The 14,062-nt window shown below is 58.4% G+C and carries 15 protein-coding genes and 2 pseudogenes; 9 read left to right on the top strand and 8 right to left on the bottom strand.

Annotated elements, in window-relative coordinates; translation table 11 throughout:
* Positions 1–14: 14 nt before the first annotated feature.
* Positions 15–335, top strand: a complete 321-nt coding sequence (gene trxA, locus ACERZ8_RS05705; RefSeq protein ID WP_407591207.1) for a thioredoxin — start codon at positions 15–17, stop codon at positions 333–335.
* On the opposite strand, the gene ACERZ8_RS05700 is transcribed toward trxA, so the two are convergent.
* Positions 336–1,304 (bottom strand): phosphotransferase, encoded by a 969-nt coding sequence (locus tag ACERZ8_RS05700; RefSeq protein ID WP_407591205.1) that lies wholly within the window; start codon positions 1,302–1,304, stop codon positions 336–338.
* A gap of 66 nt (positions 1,305–1,370) precedes the next feature.
* On the opposite strand from ACERZ8_RS05700, the gene hslV reads away from it, so the two are divergent.
* Genes hslV through ACERZ8_RS05680 form a run of 4 tightly spaced genes read left to right on the top strand, consistent with a single transcriptional unit; the run spans position 1,371 to position 5,639 of the window.
* Positions 1,371–1,940, top strand: coding sequence for an ATP-dependent protease subunit HslV (gene hslV, locus ACERZ8_RS05695; RefSeq protein WP_407591202.1), 570 nt, complete (start codon positions 1,371–1,373; stop codon positions 1,938–1,940).
* The gene (gene hslU, locus ACERZ8_RS05690) at positions 1,933–3,240 is read left to right on the top strand and encodes an ATP-dependent protease ATPase subunit HslU (RefSeq protein WP_407591200.1); all 1,308 of its coding nucleotides are present in this window, start codon (positions 1,933–1,935) and stop codon (positions 3,238–3,240) included. The genes hslV and hslU overlap by 8 nt, the downstream gene beginning before the upstream one ends.
* 54 nt (positions 3,241–3,294) lie before the next feature.
* Positions 3,295–4,398 carry an alpha/beta hydrolase gene (locus ACERZ8_RS05685; protein ID WP_407591199.1) on the top strand — a complete coding sequence of 368 codons (1,104 nt, stop codon included), beginning with the start codon at positions 3,295–3,297 and terminating at the stop codon, positions 4,396–4,398.
* Positions 4,395–5,639, top strand: coding sequence for an MFS transporter (locus ACERZ8_RS05680; protein ID WP_407591198.1), 1,245 nt, complete (start codon positions 4,395–4,397; stop codon positions 5,637–5,639). Before ACERZ8_RS05685 ends, ACERZ8_RS05680 begins: the two co-directional genes overlap by 4 nt.
* Here ACERZ8_RS05680 and ACERZ8_RS05675 read toward each other — a convergent pair.
* The 3 genes and pseudogenes from ACERZ8_RS05675 to ACERZ8_RS05665 form a co-directional block, all read right to left on the bottom strand.
* Positions 5,622–6,212, bottom strand: a complete 591-nt coding sequence (locus ACERZ8_RS05675; RefSeq protein WP_407591197.1) for a Smr/MutS family protein — start codon at positions 6,210–6,212, stop codon at positions 5,622–5,624. The genes ACERZ8_RS05680 and ACERZ8_RS05675 overlap by 18 nt on opposite strands.
* A complete protein-coding gene (gene mltA / locus ACERZ8_RS05670; RefSeq protein WP_407591195.1) occupies positions 6,209–7,198 on the bottom strand; it encodes a murein transglycosylase A in 990 nt (329 codons plus the stop codon). The genes ACERZ8_RS05675 and mltA overlap by 4 nt, the downstream gene beginning before the upstream one ends.
* A gap of 41 nt (positions 7,199–7,239) precedes the next feature.
* Positions 7,240–7,900: pseudogene (locus ACERZ8_RS05665) on the bottom strand (Tim44/TimA family putative adaptor protein).
* Between the two features lie 115 nt (positions 7,901–8,015).
* Here ACERZ8_RS05665 and ACERZ8_RS05660 point away from each other — a divergent pair.
* Together ACERZ8_RS05660 and secB are read left to right on the top strand one after the other, a co-directional pair.
* Complete coding sequence (locus ACERZ8_RS05660) at positions 8,016–8,483, top strand: FxsA family protein (protein WP_407591193.1); 468 nt, start codon at positions 8,016–8,018, stop codon at positions 8,481–8,483.
* Positions 8,484–8,541: 58 nt separating this feature from the next.
* Entirely contained in the window at positions 8,542–9,036 is a 495-nt protein-coding gene (gene secB, locus ACERZ8_RS05655; protein ID WP_407591191.1) for a protein-export chaperone SecB, read from the top strand.
* 49 nt (positions 9,037–9,085) lie between these two features.
* Here secB and dnaQ read toward each other — a convergent pair.
* From dnaQ to ACERZ8_RS05635, 4 genes and pseudogenes are all read right to left on the bottom strand, one after another.
* Positions 9,086–9,771: pseudogene (gene dnaQ / locus ACERZ8_RS05650) on the bottom strand (DNA polymerase III subunit epsilon).
* Positions 9,764–10,357 carry a dephospho-CoA kinase gene (coaE, locus tag ACERZ8_RS05645; protein ID WP_407591189.1) on the bottom strand — a complete coding sequence of 198 codons (594 nt, stop codon included), beginning with the start codon at positions 10,355–10,357 and terminating at the stop codon, positions 9,764–9,766. Before coaE ends, dnaQ begins: the two are co-directional and overlap by 8 nt.
* Complete coding sequence (locus ACERZ8_RS05640; RefSeq protein ID WP_407591186.1) at positions 10,354–11,184, bottom strand: shikimate dehydrogenase; 831 nt, start codon at positions 11,182–11,184, stop codon at positions 10,354–10,356. The genes coaE and ACERZ8_RS05640 overlap by 4 nt, the downstream gene beginning before the upstream one ends.
* Positions 11,185–11,197: 13 nt before the next feature.
* Positions 11,198–11,797 (bottom strand): Maf family protein, encoded by a 600-nt coding sequence (locus tag ACERZ8_RS05635; protein WP_407591184.1) that lies wholly within the window; start codon positions 11,795–11,797, stop codon positions 11,198–11,200.
* Between the two features lie 407 nt (positions 11,798–12,204).
* On the opposite strand from ACERZ8_RS05635, the gene hemJ reads away from it, so the two are divergent.
* Both hemJ and rho read left to right on the top strand, forming a co-directional pair.
* Positions 12,205–12,654, top strand: coding sequence for a protoporphyrinogen oxidase HemJ (gene hemJ, locus ACERZ8_RS05630; protein ID WP_407591182.1), 450 nt, complete (start codon positions 12,205–12,207; stop codon positions 12,652–12,654).
* A gap of 123 nt (positions 12,655–12,777) precedes the next feature.
* Positions 12,778–14,061, top strand: coding sequence for a transcription termination factor Rho (gene rho, locus ACERZ8_RS05625; RefSeq protein WP_407591180.1), 1,284 nt, complete (start codon positions 12,778–12,780; stop codon positions 14,059–14,061).
* Position 14,062 lies beyond the last annotated feature (1 nt).

The raw sequence follows: 14,062 nt of genomic DNA, 5'->3' as shown, positions 1-14,062 counted from the left end.
CCAGGAGAAATACAATGGCGACTGTGGCAGTAACTGACTCAACTTTTGACGCCGAAGTCAAAAATTCCGATGTCCCCGTCGTGGTGGATTTCTGGGCTGAATGGTGCGGCCCGTGCAAACAGATCGGCCCAGCGCTCGAAGAGCTGTCGACCGAGATGGAAGGCAAAGTCAAAATCGTAAAGGTCGACGTGGATTCAAATCCAAATTCGCCTGCGCAGATGGGCGTGCGTGGTATTCCTGCGCTGTTCATCTTCAAAAACGGTGAGGTCGTTTCGAACATGGCGGGCGCCAAACCAAAGGCCGCCCTGCAAAGCTGGATCGAATCGTCGATCTGATCAGTCAAACGCCCGGTTGGCGATTGCGCGCAGTCGCTGAAACCGGAGCGTGGCGGACACAGTCAGGTTGTGATTAAACCTGTTCCAATCCGTCAGGATTTGTATCCGCATCAGGAACGTCACCCCGGGATCATCCGGGGGGACAAACCCGTATCCCTCAAAAAACGCATCGAAAAGCGCCGGTGGCATCACATGCCCCTGCGGGATTGCACTGATGTCACCCTCCATCTGGGTGTAGCTGAGCAACAGGCGTGCGATGTCATATCCGACCGGCGCGTGGCTGTGTGGCAGGAAATCATAGGCCCCGACAGACCCGTCCGACATCAGGATGTTGTGTGCATTCAGATCACCATGTTTCGCTGACACCTTGCTGATCCTGCCGGAACATGGGCCCACCCAATCCTGCACCTGATGCGCCAACGCCTTGAACCGTTTTTGCCCCTTTATCCGGCGTTCGCCACTGTCCATCTGACTGACCAGATGCAGCATATGGCGCGCCATGAACTTGGGCTGGAACGCGCGGTCCTCCTGAAATGTCCCGGCATGATAGGCCGCTAGCCAGCGGCCTGCCTGCCGCAAAATCGGTCTGTGATCATCGCTTTGACGGCACAGATCCAACAGCGTTTGACCGGGAATGAACGTCATCAAATAGGCCTGCCGCGCCATATCCACCGCCAGAATACGCGGCACTGTCACATCGTCCAGATCGGCGGTCGCTGCCTCGGCCGCGCGCAGGTTTCTCAGGATTCCCGAAAACTCGGCCTCGTCTTTGGGGCGAAACGCCTGCTTGAGGATGAGCGGAGGCGCGCCATCACTGTCAAAGCGCACCACAACATGTTCGCGGTTGGCATCCGATTTGATCCAATGCCGTACTTTGCGATAGGCGGGCGGATCGTCAAAGGCCTGAACAACCAGATCATCAAACGTGCTTTGCGCGGCCTCCAACAGATGACGGTGCGGTGCCATCATTATTTTGTTTAGCCCTTGTGAACAGCGCGCTGACGTTTCACATACCCTGCCAGAGGAGTACAACGCATGCAAAATGATAGTTTCCCCGGCTGGCACGGCACCACCATCATCGGTGTGAAAAAGGGCGGCGAGGTGGTGATTGCAGGCGACGGGCAAGTGTCGCTGGGTCAGACCGTGATCAAAGGCAGTGCACGCAAGGTGCGGCGCCTCAGCCCCGGTGGATTTGACGTGGTCGCAGGCTTTGCCGGGTCAACTGCGGATGCGTTCACCCTGCTGGAACGGCTTGAGACGAAGCTGGAGGCGACGCCGGGGCAACTGGCGCGCGCAAGTGTCGAGCTGGCCAAAGACTGGCGCACGGACAAGTACCTGCAAAAGCTGGAAGCGATGCTGATCGTCACAGACGGCACCGATATGTTCGTGATCACGGGCGCGGGCGACGTGCTGGAACCCGAACATAATGTGGCGGCCATCGGGTCGGGCGGCAACTTTGCGCTGGCGGCGGCGCGCGGGCTGATCGACAGCGACCGCAACGCAGAAACCGTGGCGCGGGATGCGATGGCGATTGCCGCCGATATCTGTGTCTACACAAACGGAAACCTGACCGTCGAGGCGCTCAAAGGAAACAAGAATGACTGACCTGACCCCACGCGAAATCGTCTCGGAACTCGATCGCTTTATCATCGGACAGGCGGATGCCAAACGCGCCGTGGCCGTCGCCCTGCGCAACCGGTGGCGGCGCAAGCAACTGGGTGATGACCTGCGGGACGAGGTCTATCCCAAGAACATCCTGATGATCGGCCCCACCGGCGTGGGCAAAACCGAAATCAGCCGCCGTCTGGCCAAACTGGCGCGCGCGCCCTTCCTCAAGGTCGAGGCAACCAAGTTCACCGAGGTCGGCTATGTCGGGCGCGACGTGGAACAGATCATTCGTGATCTCGTAGACGCATCCATCGCGCAAACCCGCGATCTGATGCGCGAGGATGTCGCGACCAAGGCCAAGCAAGCCGCCGAAGATCGCGTGATCACCGCCATCGCAGGCACGGACGCACGCGATGGCACGCGCGAGATGTTTCGCAAAAAACTGCGGTCAGGCGAACTGGACGACACCGTGATCGAACTGGACGTCGCCGATACCTCTAACCCATTCCCGATGATGGATATCCCCGGCCAGCCGGGGGCGGGCGCGGGCATGATGAACCTCGGCGATCTGTTCGGCAAAGCGATGGGCGGACGCACCACACGTAAGAAACTGACTGTCGCCGCCAGTTATGATGTTCTGATCGGCGAAGAGGCCGACAAGCTGCTCGATGATGAAACCGTAACCAAAACGGCGATGGAGGCCGTGCAGGAAAACGGGATCGTGTTCCTTGACGAAATCGACAAGGTCTGTGCCCGCTCGGACGCGCGCGGCGGTGATGTCAGCCGCGAGGGGGTGCAGCGCGACCTTCTGCCGTTGATCGAAGGAACAACTGTCAGCACGAAACACGGACCCGTCAAAACCGACCACATCCTGTTCATCGCCTCCGGCGCCTTCCATATCGCCAAACCGTCAGACCTGTTGCCCGAATTGCAGGGCCGCCTGCCAATCCGGGTCGAGTTGCGCGCGCTGACCGAAGACGATTTCGTACGCATCCTTGAGGAAACCGACAACGCGCTGACGCTGCAATATTCGGCCCTGATGGCGACCGAACAAGTCACCGTGACGTTCGAACCCGAAGGTATTCGCGCGCTGGCCCGCATCGCGGCCGAGGTCAATCAGGCCGTCGAGAACATCGGCGCGCGCCGCCTATATACCGTGATGGAACGTGTGTTCGAGGAACTGTCCTTTACCGCGCCGGATCGGGGTGGCGAGGAAATCGTCGTTGATTCCGCCTTTGTAGAGCAGCATTTGGGCGAGCTGTCGCGTTCAACCGATCTCAGTCGCTATGTGCTGTAGTCGCGCAGGCTGATCTGGGCTAAGACCGGGTCAGGGACAGGCAGGACAAAGAACATGCGGTGGGTGACAGTTGCGTTGATGATGCTTCTTGCCGCGTGCAATGACCGCACAGCCGCGCCCGTCGTTCCCGATGCGCTGAATTTTGGGCTGAACGTGCCCGTTTTTATGGGCACGACGCGGGCGACGAACGATTCGGGCGAATTTGGCATCGAACGCGCGACGAAATTGCGCCTGCTGAAAACCACAGTCTCGATCCCGCCAAATCGTGAACTGGGTAGCGTGTCGGACGGGTATGATCGGCCCAAACCGGAGCGCGATTTCGCCATTGCTGAGCTGCAGCAATTTGACGAACCGGCCGGGTTCACGCGCAGCCTGCGTGCCGAGATCGACGCCAGATCGACGGACCGACGCGAAGTCACCGTGTTTGTGCACGGCTTTAACAACAGCTTTGCGGATTCCGCGTTCCGCATGGCGCAACTGGGCCATGACCTGGAAATTCCCGGCGCCCATGTCAGTTATGCCTGGCCAAGCCGCGCCAATCCTTTGGGCTATGAATACGACCAGGACAGCGCGCTGTTTGCCCGCGATGGTCTGGCCGATCTGTTGCGCACAGTGCGCAGTGCGGGACAACCGGACGTGATCGTCGTGGCGCATTCCATGGGCAGCGCGCTGGTGATGGAGACGTTTCGCCAGCTTGAAATTGCGCAGCCCGGGTGGGTTGGGGCGAATATTCGCGGTGTCATCCTGATGTCGCCAGACATCAACGTCGACGTCTTTCGCAGCCAGTTTCGCCAGATCAGGGATGTGCCTGACCCGTTCGTCGTGATCGTGTCACGCAAGGACGCAGTGCTGCGGCTGTCCTCGCGTTTGCGCGGCCAAAGAACCCAGCTTGGCAATATCGCGAACGCTGACGAAGTCGCGGACCTGCCGATCAACGTGGTCGATGTGACCGCATTTTCCGACCGGAAATCCGGCAATCATTTTGTGGCTGGCGGCTCACCTGCGCTCATTCAACTGTTGCGCCGGTCCTCGGATCTGGATCGCGAGTTTTTGCGGGGCAGCAGCGGGGCCATTGTCCTGTTGCCGGGCCAGCGCCGGGTCATCACGGGTCAGGTCAGCCGCCCGGTTGACCCTGCCGAAGAAAGCATCGGACAGTGACGGCACGCACGCTGCCGACAGGTCTGCTTTCCTTTCTGAGCGAAAACCGGAACTGGCTGTCCGCCGGGGCGCTGCTTTCGCTTTTGTCCTCATTTGGGCAGACATATTTCATTTCGCTCTTTGCCGCTGAAATTCAGGCCGATTTTGGCCTCAGTCACGGCGGTTGGGGTGCGATCTATTCGCTGGGTACCACGGCATCTGCTGCCGTCATGATCTGGGCGGGTAGCCTGACGGACATGTTCCGCGCGCGCACCCTCGGCATTCTTGTGTTGGGGGGCTTGGCAGTGGCTTGTCTGGCAATGGCGTGGAACCCGTATGTGGCACTGTTGCCCGTGGTCATCTTTGCCCTTCGTCTAATGGGGCAGGGGATGTGCAGCCACATCGCCATCGTGTCCATGGCGCGCTGGTTCGTGGCGACGCGCGGGCGCGCACTGTCCATCGCATCGCTTGGATTCGCTGCCGGTGAGGCGCTGTTGCCGCTGATCTTTGTGGCCCTGCTTGGGGTGTTTCACTGGCGCTCACTTTGGGTGGTGGCCGCCTGCATCGCCTTTGTGGGCATACCAATCCTCATGACGCTGCTGCGCACCGAACGCACGCCGCAATCCATGGCCGATGAAAACCAAAGCATTGGCATGGACGATGTGCATTGGTCGCGTCGCTCCGCGCTGCGCCACCCTCTGTTCTGGTTCATGGTGCCCGCCATTCTGGGGCCGTCCGCGTTCAACACCGCCTTCTTTTTTCATCAGGTGTACTTTGCCGAGCTGAAAGGATGGACGCACCTTTCGCTGGTCACCCTGTTTCCGCTTTACACATCCGTTGCGATTGGGGCGATGGTCGTGTCGGGAATTGCGCTGGACAGGTTCGGAACCGCGCGGTTGATCCCACTGTATCAACTGCCCATGGTCATCGCGTTTGGCGTGTTCGCTGTCGCGACCTCGCTTGGTCACGCCGCCATCGGCTTTGTTTTTCTGGCGCTGACGACAGGGGCCAATTCGACCCTACCCAACGCGTTTTGGGCCGAATTCTATGGCACACGGTTCATCGGCTCGATCAAGGCGATGGCGACGGCGGTGATGGTATTGGGCTCCGCCATTGGGCCGGGGATCACAGGTGTTTTGATTGATTTGCAGATCGATCTGACCACGCAATATCTGGGAGTCGCCGTCTATTTCCTGTTTTCCAGCCTGTGCATGTGGTTGGGCATCCGGCGCTATCGCACCGCCCTACCGCGTCTTGCGTAGATATACGTAATAGGCACCTCCGCCACCGTGGCGCAGATGCGCTTGCGTGATCTGCAGCACAGCCGAAGACAGTGGCGGCATGGACAACCATTGCGGCACCTGATGGCGCAACACGCCAAAGCGCACCGGAATCGGCCCGCCATCATCGCGCTGTTTGCCTTTGCCCGTGACGATCAGAACCAGCCGTTTGCCCTGCGCCTGCGCGCTCAGGATGTAGCGGGTCAGGGCAGGGTGCGCGCGTTCCAGCGTCATCCCGTGCAGATCCAGCTTGCCCTCGGGACGCAACTTGCCCCGTTTCATCTGGTCAAAGGCCTTGCGATCCATCTGCACCGGTTGGGCACCCACCTGTTCCGCAATAGACGGGGACAGATGGGCAGACGTCGTTGGGCGGGACGGCTTGATCGTCAGGGATTTCGGCATCGCATCGAATGTCGCCTTCTTGCGCGGCTGCACAGGCGGAGTCGTCACGAAATCAGCAGGTTTCAGCCGCTTTTCCGGGTGCAGGCGTTCGGCATTGGACACAACCTTGCGCCACAGTTCTTCCTCATCCGGTCGCAGCTTGCGGCGTTTCATATCGCGCTTTCGGGCAGCAGGGCATATGCGCGCTGGATCGGCATCAGGACCATCAGGCGGCCGGGATCACGCAAACGACCGGCCTCGCGACCGGCCTTGTCACCTGTGCCAAAGAAGACGTCAGCCCGTTGCGCACCCTTGATCGCCGATCCGGTGTCTTGCGCGACCATCAACCGGCGCAGCGGGTCGCGCCCATCCTTTTCGATCCAGACAGGTGCGCCTAGCGGCACAAAGGCCGGGTCCACCGCAACTGTCCGCATCGTGGTGATCGACCGGTTCATCGCACCGAGCGGGCCAAGTTCCGGCGGCACCTCACTCACCTCGCGAAAAAAGACGTAAGAGGGGTTGTGAAACAACAGCTCCTCGCCCGCAGCAGGGTTCCGTTTCACCCAGTTCTTGATCACGTCCGCGCTGACCTGATGAGGTGCATAGGTGCCACGGCGCACCAGTTCCTGCCCGATGGACCGGTATTCGTGCCCGTTCGAACCGGAATATCCAACCCGGATCGTGCGCCCGCCTGGCAGCTTGATGCGGCCTGACCCCTGGATCTGAAGGAAAAACAATTCGACAGGATCATCGACCCAGGCGATTTCCAGACCACGCCCGCTCATGACACCGCCTTGCAAGATCTCGCGGCGGGTGTGCCAGGGGCGGGACACGCGCGCCTCGCGCGGCATGGCATAGACCGGATAGCGATAGCGGGTGCTTGGTCGCTTCGATCCCTGCAGCTCAGGTTCAAAATAGCCCGTGAACAGCCCCGGCTGCCCGTCTTCGATCAGAACCGGGCGAAAGAAGAGTTCAAAGAACGCTTTGGCGTCCGGTATCTCTGATGCGACCGCGCACAAAGATCGCCAATCGGGGTCGTTCATGTCACGACATGTGCTGCGAAAGACATCTAGGGCGGACGCGTGATCGTCCTCAGCCCACCCATCAAGGGCGGAATAATCCAGAACCGTGTAACGGATATCTGCGGCCGCCCCACTCACCGTGAACGCAGCCGCACAAAGGAACCCGACACAGTGCCGGATTACGCGTCTGTAGACACCAACAGCCAATTCGGGTCGTCAGCCCCCATGGTTCGGGCAAAGGACCATGTGTCTTTTTGCCGTTTTACCTCGGTCGGGCTGCCTTCCACGATGTCGCCGCCCTGATCGCGGACAGTGGATGTCAGCTCCGCAACAAAGCGGATTGTCAGCTCAGCCTCGTTCGTGTCTTCGTTGAAAGTGGCGTCCATCAGCTTCAGCTCGCGCACACCGATAAAGTCTGCCTCGATGGTCAGGCCCTGATCTTCGCGTGCGGCCACACCGTCGACAAAGGATCTCGTAAATCTCTTCGGACAGGAAGGGCTGGATATTGGACAACTCGCCCGTTTCGTACCCCATCACGATCATCTCGTAGGCACCGCGCGCGCCCTGCAAAAAGTCGGCGACGTTGAACGACGGTTCAATCCGCTTCATACCGGCCAGCGCTTTGGCGGCGTCACTGTCTTCTTCGACGTGATCGGTGATATCAAGGTCGGGTCCGCCTTCGATCACTTCGAGGTCGGGGCGCCCAAGACGATCATTCGCCTGTTTCGGAACGGGGGGCTGTTCAAAACCCTCACGCGTTCCCAGGACGTTTTTCAGACGCAGGATCAAAAAGACGGCGATGCCTGCAAGCACAAGCAACTGGATCAACGGAGAGTTCATTCATACCTCGTTAAGCGGGGTCGGGTGGCAACCGCCACGTCTGACCACTATGTAGGTGACCAGTGGTGCCAAGTCCACTGCACGGCCTGCGTGGGCAGGGGAAAGGATGTCGCAGATGTGGTTATTTATAGCATTTCTTACGGTCCCGTTGATTGAAATCGGTCTTTTTATCCAGATCGGGGGGGCCATCGGCCTTTGGTACACGCTGCTGATTGTCGTTATCACCGCTGTAATTGGCACCATGTTGGTGCGCGCGCAGGGGATGCAGGCGCTGGGGCAGGTCAAATCTTCGTTTAATGAAATGCGCGACCCGTCCGAGGCGCTGGCCCATGGCGCAATGATCCTGTTTTCCGGCGCTTTGTTGCTGACGCCGGGGTTTTTCACCGATGCTGTCGGCTTTGCCCTGCTTGTGCCCGCCGTCCGGTTGGCCGTGTTCAAATGGGCGCGTGCCCGCATAAACGTCACGACGTTCAGCACGCACCCCCAGCGACCACCCCAATCGGATGTGATCGAAGGCGAGTATGCAGAAGTAGAACCCGGACCCGATGACAGTCGCCCACCCTCAGGCTGGACGAAGCATTGAGGCCGCGTCGCCAAGCTGTTACCAGACACAAAATTCAATCGCCCTCGGGAGAAGACTAATGGCCGAAGAAGAAAAAGCAGCGCAACCAGCAGCCCAACCAGTTCAGCCGCAGATGCGCGTGCTTGGACAGTTCGTACGCGACATGTCGTTCGAAAACATCGTGGCGCAGAAAGGTGCGTCGCCAGACGTCCAGCCGGACGTTCAGGTACAGGTGAACCTGGACGCAAAGAAACGGTCGCAAGACAACCAGTACGAGGTCGCGATCAAGCTCAAGATCACCTCGAAGGCCAAAGAGGGTGAGACCGTCCTGTTCGTTCTTGAAGTTGACTATGTGGGCCTGTTCCACATTGAAAACGTGCCCGAAGACCAGATGCATCCCTTCCTGCTGATCGAATGTCCGCGCATGATCTTCCCGTTCCTGCGCCGTGTGGTCAGCGACATCACCCGTGACGGTGGCTTCCCGCCGCTCAACCTTGAAAACATCGATTTCATCTCGCTTTACCGCAATGAAATCGCACGCCGCCAAAATCAGGCTGCACCAGCAGACGCATAAGTCTTTCAGATTTTCGGATCTTGCACCCGGCGCCAACGCGTCGGGTGTTTTAATTTGGCCAAAGCGTGCTTTCGCCCAGTCCGGCGACAAAGGCCGCATGCGCTTCTTTTTCGGCATCCGTCAGACGATTGGGCAGGGGGATGGCCGCGGCGATGGCGTCCATTCCGATGTTTCGCCGCCTTGCCCCGATCGGCCCGCGCTGCTCGACAGTCCAAAGTCCGGCTGTCGGCCCCCGATCAGTTCCAGATACACCTCGGCCAGAATTTCGCTGTCCAGCAATGCGCCGTGCAAGGTGCGCGCCGAATTGTCGATGCCAAAGCGGCGGCACAGCGCATCCAGAGACGCAGGCGACCCGGGAAACCTGCGCCGCGCGATGTCCAGTGTATCAATGGCCCGGTCATACGGAATCTGCGGCAGACCCATCCACTTCAGCTCGGCATTGAGGAATTTCATGTCGAATGCCGCGTTGTGGATGACCAGTTTGGCATCCCCGACAAAATCCAGAAATTTCTGCCCTAAGGCGGCGAATTTGGGCTTTCCCCGCAGAAAATCATCACCCAGCCCATGCACCTGAAACGCCTCGTCGGGCATGGAGCGTTCGGGATCGATATATTCGTGAAACACGTTTCTGGTCGGCATGTGGCCGATCAGTTCGATGGCTCCGATTTCAACGATGCGATCACCGCTTTCAGGGTCGAACCCCGTGGTTTCGGTATCCAGAACGATTTCACGCATTTTGGGTCCGGCTCCTGATCTGCTCGATCACATGATGTACCTGCGCCCTGGCATGTTCAACTGTATCCGTTTCGATCACGAAATCCGCGCGGGCACATTTTTCCGCACTCGGCATCTGCTTGGCCTTGATCGCCAGAAACTGCTGTTCGGTCATCGTGCCACGCTCCATCACACGCGATTTTTGCACGTCGTCTGAGACATGAACGACAGCCACGGCATCCATAGTGGTTTCCCCACCGGTTTCGAACAACAACGGGATGTCAAAGACCGCAATATCCGCCTCAGTCTCTTTGATGAAAGCAGCGCGGTCAGCGCCGACAAGCGGATGCACAATGGCCTCGATCCGCTTCAGCGCAGTGGGGTCTGCCGCGATGATGTCCCGCAACTTGGCGCGCGACACAGCACCGTTTTCAATCGCATCGGGAAAGGCATCGGACATCGGGCCAATGGCCGCACCGCCTTTGCCATAGAGCCGATGCACGGCGGCATCCGCATCCCACAACCCGCATCCGGCCTCGACAAACATCTGCGCTGTTGTCGATTTTCCCATCCCGATGGACCCGGTCAGCCCCAGACGAAACGTCATCTGAGGGCCGCCGCACGCGTCAGGCTGTCCACCTCGGGGCGTTGTCCGAACCACCGTTCAAACGCGGGCACCGCCTGATGCAACAACATGCCAAGGCCATCGACCGTGACGCATCCCGCTGCTTCTGCCGCCGCCAGTAGATCGGTTTTCAATGGTGTGTAAACAAGGTCCGTCACGACCGTCCCACGGCGCAAGCCATCCAGAGGCACACGCATCGCCGGTTTTCCGATCATGCCCAGGGACGTGGTGTTCACAACCAGCGCGGATTCTTCAAGGATATTGCCTGCCTGCACCCAGTCGATGATTGTCAGGCGCTTGCCAAAATCATCCGCCAGCTTTTCGGCGCGCACACGCGTCCGGTTGGTCACCAAAATCTCGGGCACCCCGGCGTCCAGCAACGATGCAACAACAGCGCGCGCCGCACCACCGGCACCCAACACTGTCGCGGGGCCAGCCGCAGGGTTCCAGTTCGGCGCACCTGCTTTCAGGTTTTCGACAAAACCGTACCCATCCGTATTGTCCGCATGTATCTTGCCATCCTTGCGGAAGATCAGTGTATTCGCAGCACCAATCAGAGTCGCGCGATCCGTCACAAGGTCTGCAATCTCAAGAATGGTTTCCTTATGCGGGATCGTGATGTTGACACCGACAAACCCGGCTTTCGGCAGGGCCCGCAGCACCTCTGGCAGATCATGCGCCGCCACATCCATCGGAATGTAATCCCCGGGAATGCCGTAGGTTTTCAACCAGTGCCGATGCAACTGCGGAGATTTGGAGTGCGAAATAGGAGAGCCGATAACCCCGGCCAGTGGAATTTTACCCGCCATCTTCGTAACCTTATTATCCTTCGATCACGCCGCGCAGGGTCAGAAACGCCAGCAACTCCAACAACGGCAGACCAAGAACATGGAAATAGTCGCCATTGATACTGTGGAACAGGCGCACACCCTCACCTTCAAGCTGATATGCGCCAACTGAATGGCGGATGTCATCCCAATTTCTTGAAATATACCCATCAAGGTACTCATCCGACACATCCCGCATACGCAACCTGACCTGACCGATATGGCGCCAGATCGGCTTGCCTTCGGAATAGATGACCGCGGCTGACAGCAGCATGTGCTGCTGGCCGCGCATCCGACGCAACTGGTTGGCGGCATCCTCCGGACTGCTCGGCTTGGACAGGATCCCGTTGTCAAAGGCCAGAACCTGATCGCAGCCGATCACCATGGCTTCCGGATTCTTGTCGGCCACTTTGCGCGCTTTCATTTCGGCCAGCGCGTCGGCAATATCGCGGGGCGGGGCGGCTTCGGCCAGCAGACTGTCCTTAATCGCCGCTTCGTCAATGCGGGCCACCTGCACGTCAAAGTCGACACCGGCATTGCGCAACAATTGCGCCCTGATGGCAGAACCGGACGCCAGAATGATGGGGGTATGCATGTGGGTAACCTTGTGTGGAATCCGGGGGGTATTGCGTTGATGTGGTGTGCGCAGATCGGCGAAGTTCAAAGGACCGTCAGGTGTTAAGCCCGTCTGGGGATGTTTACCCTTTTTTAACCCGCAAAGGACAAGGAAAACCTGTCTGCTGTGAACAACAACAACTGTACATGGTTATCCACAAAAGTGCGCATGGTTTCGGGGCGTCTTGGTCATCATAAGCATTTGATATATAATTATAAAACAGAGTTATTCTTCAAGATTTTCTATCTGGCGAGAACGATATCCTCCCTGTGAAAAACCAAGGTACAGCCCGTTAATCCACAGAAATCCCGATCCCTACCTCATCATCATCTTCTTTTTAATTCTTTATTTATTTATAGGTGGGCCGCGAACCAGAAGGACGTGCCATGACCGATCTGCTTGCCAGTCTTTATCCATGGATCAAGGCATTTCATATCATGTCCGTCATCGCATGGATGGCCGCACTGTTCTATCTGCCACGTCTCTACGTCTACCACTCAGAACAGGTGGGGCTGAGCGGGGACACCCACGTGCTGTTTCAGACGATGGAGCATAAACTTCTCAAGGTGATCATGAACCCGGCGATGATCGCGACCTGGGTCTTTGGCATCTGCCTTGCCCTGATCCCCGGTGTTGTCGATTGGGGGGCCGTGTGGCCCTGGACCAAGCTCATCGGCATTCTGGCGATGTCGGGCTTTCACGGGTGGCTGAGCAAGCAAAGGCGCATGTTCGCCTCCGGCGGGTCGATCATGACAGGCCGTCAGTACCGCATGATGAACGAAGTGCCCACTGTGCTGATGGTGCTGATCGTCCTGTCCGTAGTTGTCAAATTCTGAACCCGTTGACTCAGGCCGTTCATCCGCCTATCTGATCCCTGCACCTCGTCCGGGGACCGCATACAGCTTTTACATCCCAAGGTTCGCGCTTCGCCTGATTGCAGGCGGGCCAAGAGTATTCCCATGACATCTGAAGAAACCACCGAAGTCCTCGCACTTGCCGATCTCAAGGCACAAAGCCCCAAAGATTTGCTGGCTATGGCCGAAGAGTTGGAAATCGAAAACGCCTCAACCATGCGCAAGGGCGAGATGATGTTCCAGATCCTGCGGGAACGCGCAGACGAAGGCTGGGAAGTCTACGGCGACGGCGTGCTTGAAGTGTTGCAGGACGGGTTCGGCTTCTTGCGCTCGCCCGAGGCGAACTACCTACCGGGCCCCGATGACATTTATGTCTCGCCCGACATGATCCGCCAGTATTCGCTGCGCACCGGCGACACGATTGATGGGATGATCAAGGCGCCGGACGATTCCGAACGCTATTTCGCGTTGACCAGCGCGACCCGCATCAATTTTGAAGAACCCGAAAGGGCCAAGCACAAGATTGCATTCGACAACCTCACGCCGCTTTATCCCGACGAGCGTCTGAAGATGGAAACGGACGATCCTGCAACCAAGGATCGCTCGGCCCGGATCATTGATCTGGTGGCCCCCATCGGCAAAGGCCAGCGTGCGTTGATCACTGCGCCGCCACGGACAGGTAAGACGGTTCTGATGCAGAACATCGCCTCCAGTATCGAAAAGAACCATCCGGAGTGCTACCTGATCGTTCTGCTGATCGACGAACGCCCCGAAGAAGTCACGGACATGCAGCGTTCGGTCAAGGGCGAGGTGGTCAGCTCGACCTTCGATGAACCGGCAACACGCCACGTGGCCGTTTCCGAAATGGTGATCGAAAAAGCCAAGCGCTTGGTCGAACACAAACGAGATGTTGTTATTCTTTTGGATTCGATCACAAGACTTGGTAGAGCGTTCAACACAGTTGTGCCATCCTCGGGTAAAGTCCTGACTGGTGGTGTTGATGCCAACGCCCTGCAACGTCCCAAGCGGTTCTTTGGTGCTGCGCGGAATATCGAAGAGGGCGGATCGCTCACCATCATCGCCACGGCCCTGATCGATACGGGCAGCCGGATGGACGAGGTCATCTTTGAAGAATTCAAAGGCACAGGTAACTCGGAAATCGTTCTGGATCGCAAGATCGCAGACAAACGCGTGTTCCCCGCCATCGACATCCTCAAGTCCGGCACCCGGAAAGAAGAACTGCTGGTCGACAAGATCGATCTGGCAAAAACCTTTGTTCTTCGCCGTATCCTGAACCCCATGGGTACGACGGATGCAATCGAGTTCCTGATTTCCAAGCTGAAGCAGACGAAGACGAACGAAGAATTCTTCGACTCCATGAACACCTAAC

It is taken from the genome of Tateyamaria armeniaca (assembly GCF_045797845.1).
Lineage (GTDB): Bacteria > Pseudomonadota > Alphaproteobacteria > Rhodobacterales > Rhodobacteraceae > Tateyamaria > Tateyamaria armeniaca.
Note: the sequence above shows the minus strand (reverse complement) of the source record. Positions and strands in the feature narration are given on the sequence as shown.

Bases quoted from the DNA above. Each gene is read 5' to 3' on its own strand.
- trxA (WP_407591207.1), top strand. From the start codon at position 15: ATGGCGACTGTGGCAGTAACTGACTCAACTTTTGACGCCGAAGTCAAA.
- ACERZ8_RS05700 (WP_407591205.1), bottom strand. From the start codon at position 1,304: ATGATGGCACCGCACCGTCATCTGTTGGAGGCCGCGCAAAGCACGTTT.
- hslV (WP_407591202.1), top strand. From the start codon at position 1,371: ATGCAAAATGATAGTTTCCCCGGCTGGCACGGCACCACCATCATCGGT.
- hslU (WP_407591200.1), top strand. From the start codon at position 1,933: ATGACTGACCTGACCCCACGCGAAATCGTCTCGGAACTCGATCGCTTT.
- ACERZ8_RS05685 (WP_407591199.1), top strand. From the start codon at position 3,295: ATGCGGTGGGTGACAGTTGCGTTGATGATGCTTCTTGCCGCGTGCAAT.
- ACERZ8_RS05675 (WP_407591197.1), bottom strand. From the start codon at position 6,212: ATGAAACGCCGCAAGCTGCGACCGGATGAGGAAGAACTGTGGCGCAAG.
- ACERZ8_RS05660 (WP_407591193.1), top strand. From the start codon at position 8,016: ATGTGGTTATTTATAGCATTTCTTACGGTCCCGTTGATTGAAATCGGT.
- secB (WP_407591191.1), top strand. From the start codon at position 8,542: ATGGCCGAAGAAGAAAAAGCAGCGCAACCAGCAGCCCAACCAGTTCAG.
- coaE (WP_407591189.1), bottom strand. From the start codon at position 10,357: ATGACGTTTCGTCTGGGGCTGACCGGGTCCATCGGGATGGGAAAATCG.
- ACERZ8_RS05640 (WP_407591186.1), bottom strand. From the start codon at position 11,184: ATGGCGGGTAAAATTCCACTGGCCGGGGTTATCGGCTCTCCTATTTCG.
- ACERZ8_RS05635 (WP_407591184.1), bottom strand. From the start codon at position 11,797: ATGCATACCCCCATCATTCTGGCGTCCGGTTCTGCCATCAGGGCGCAA.
- hemJ (WP_407591182.1), top strand. From the start codon at position 12,205: ATGACCGATCTGCTTGCCAGTCTTTATCCATGGATCAAGGCATTTCAT.
- rho (WP_407591180.1), top strand. From the start codon at position 12,778: ATGACATCTGAAGAAACCACCGAAGTCCTCGCACTTGCCGATCTCAAG.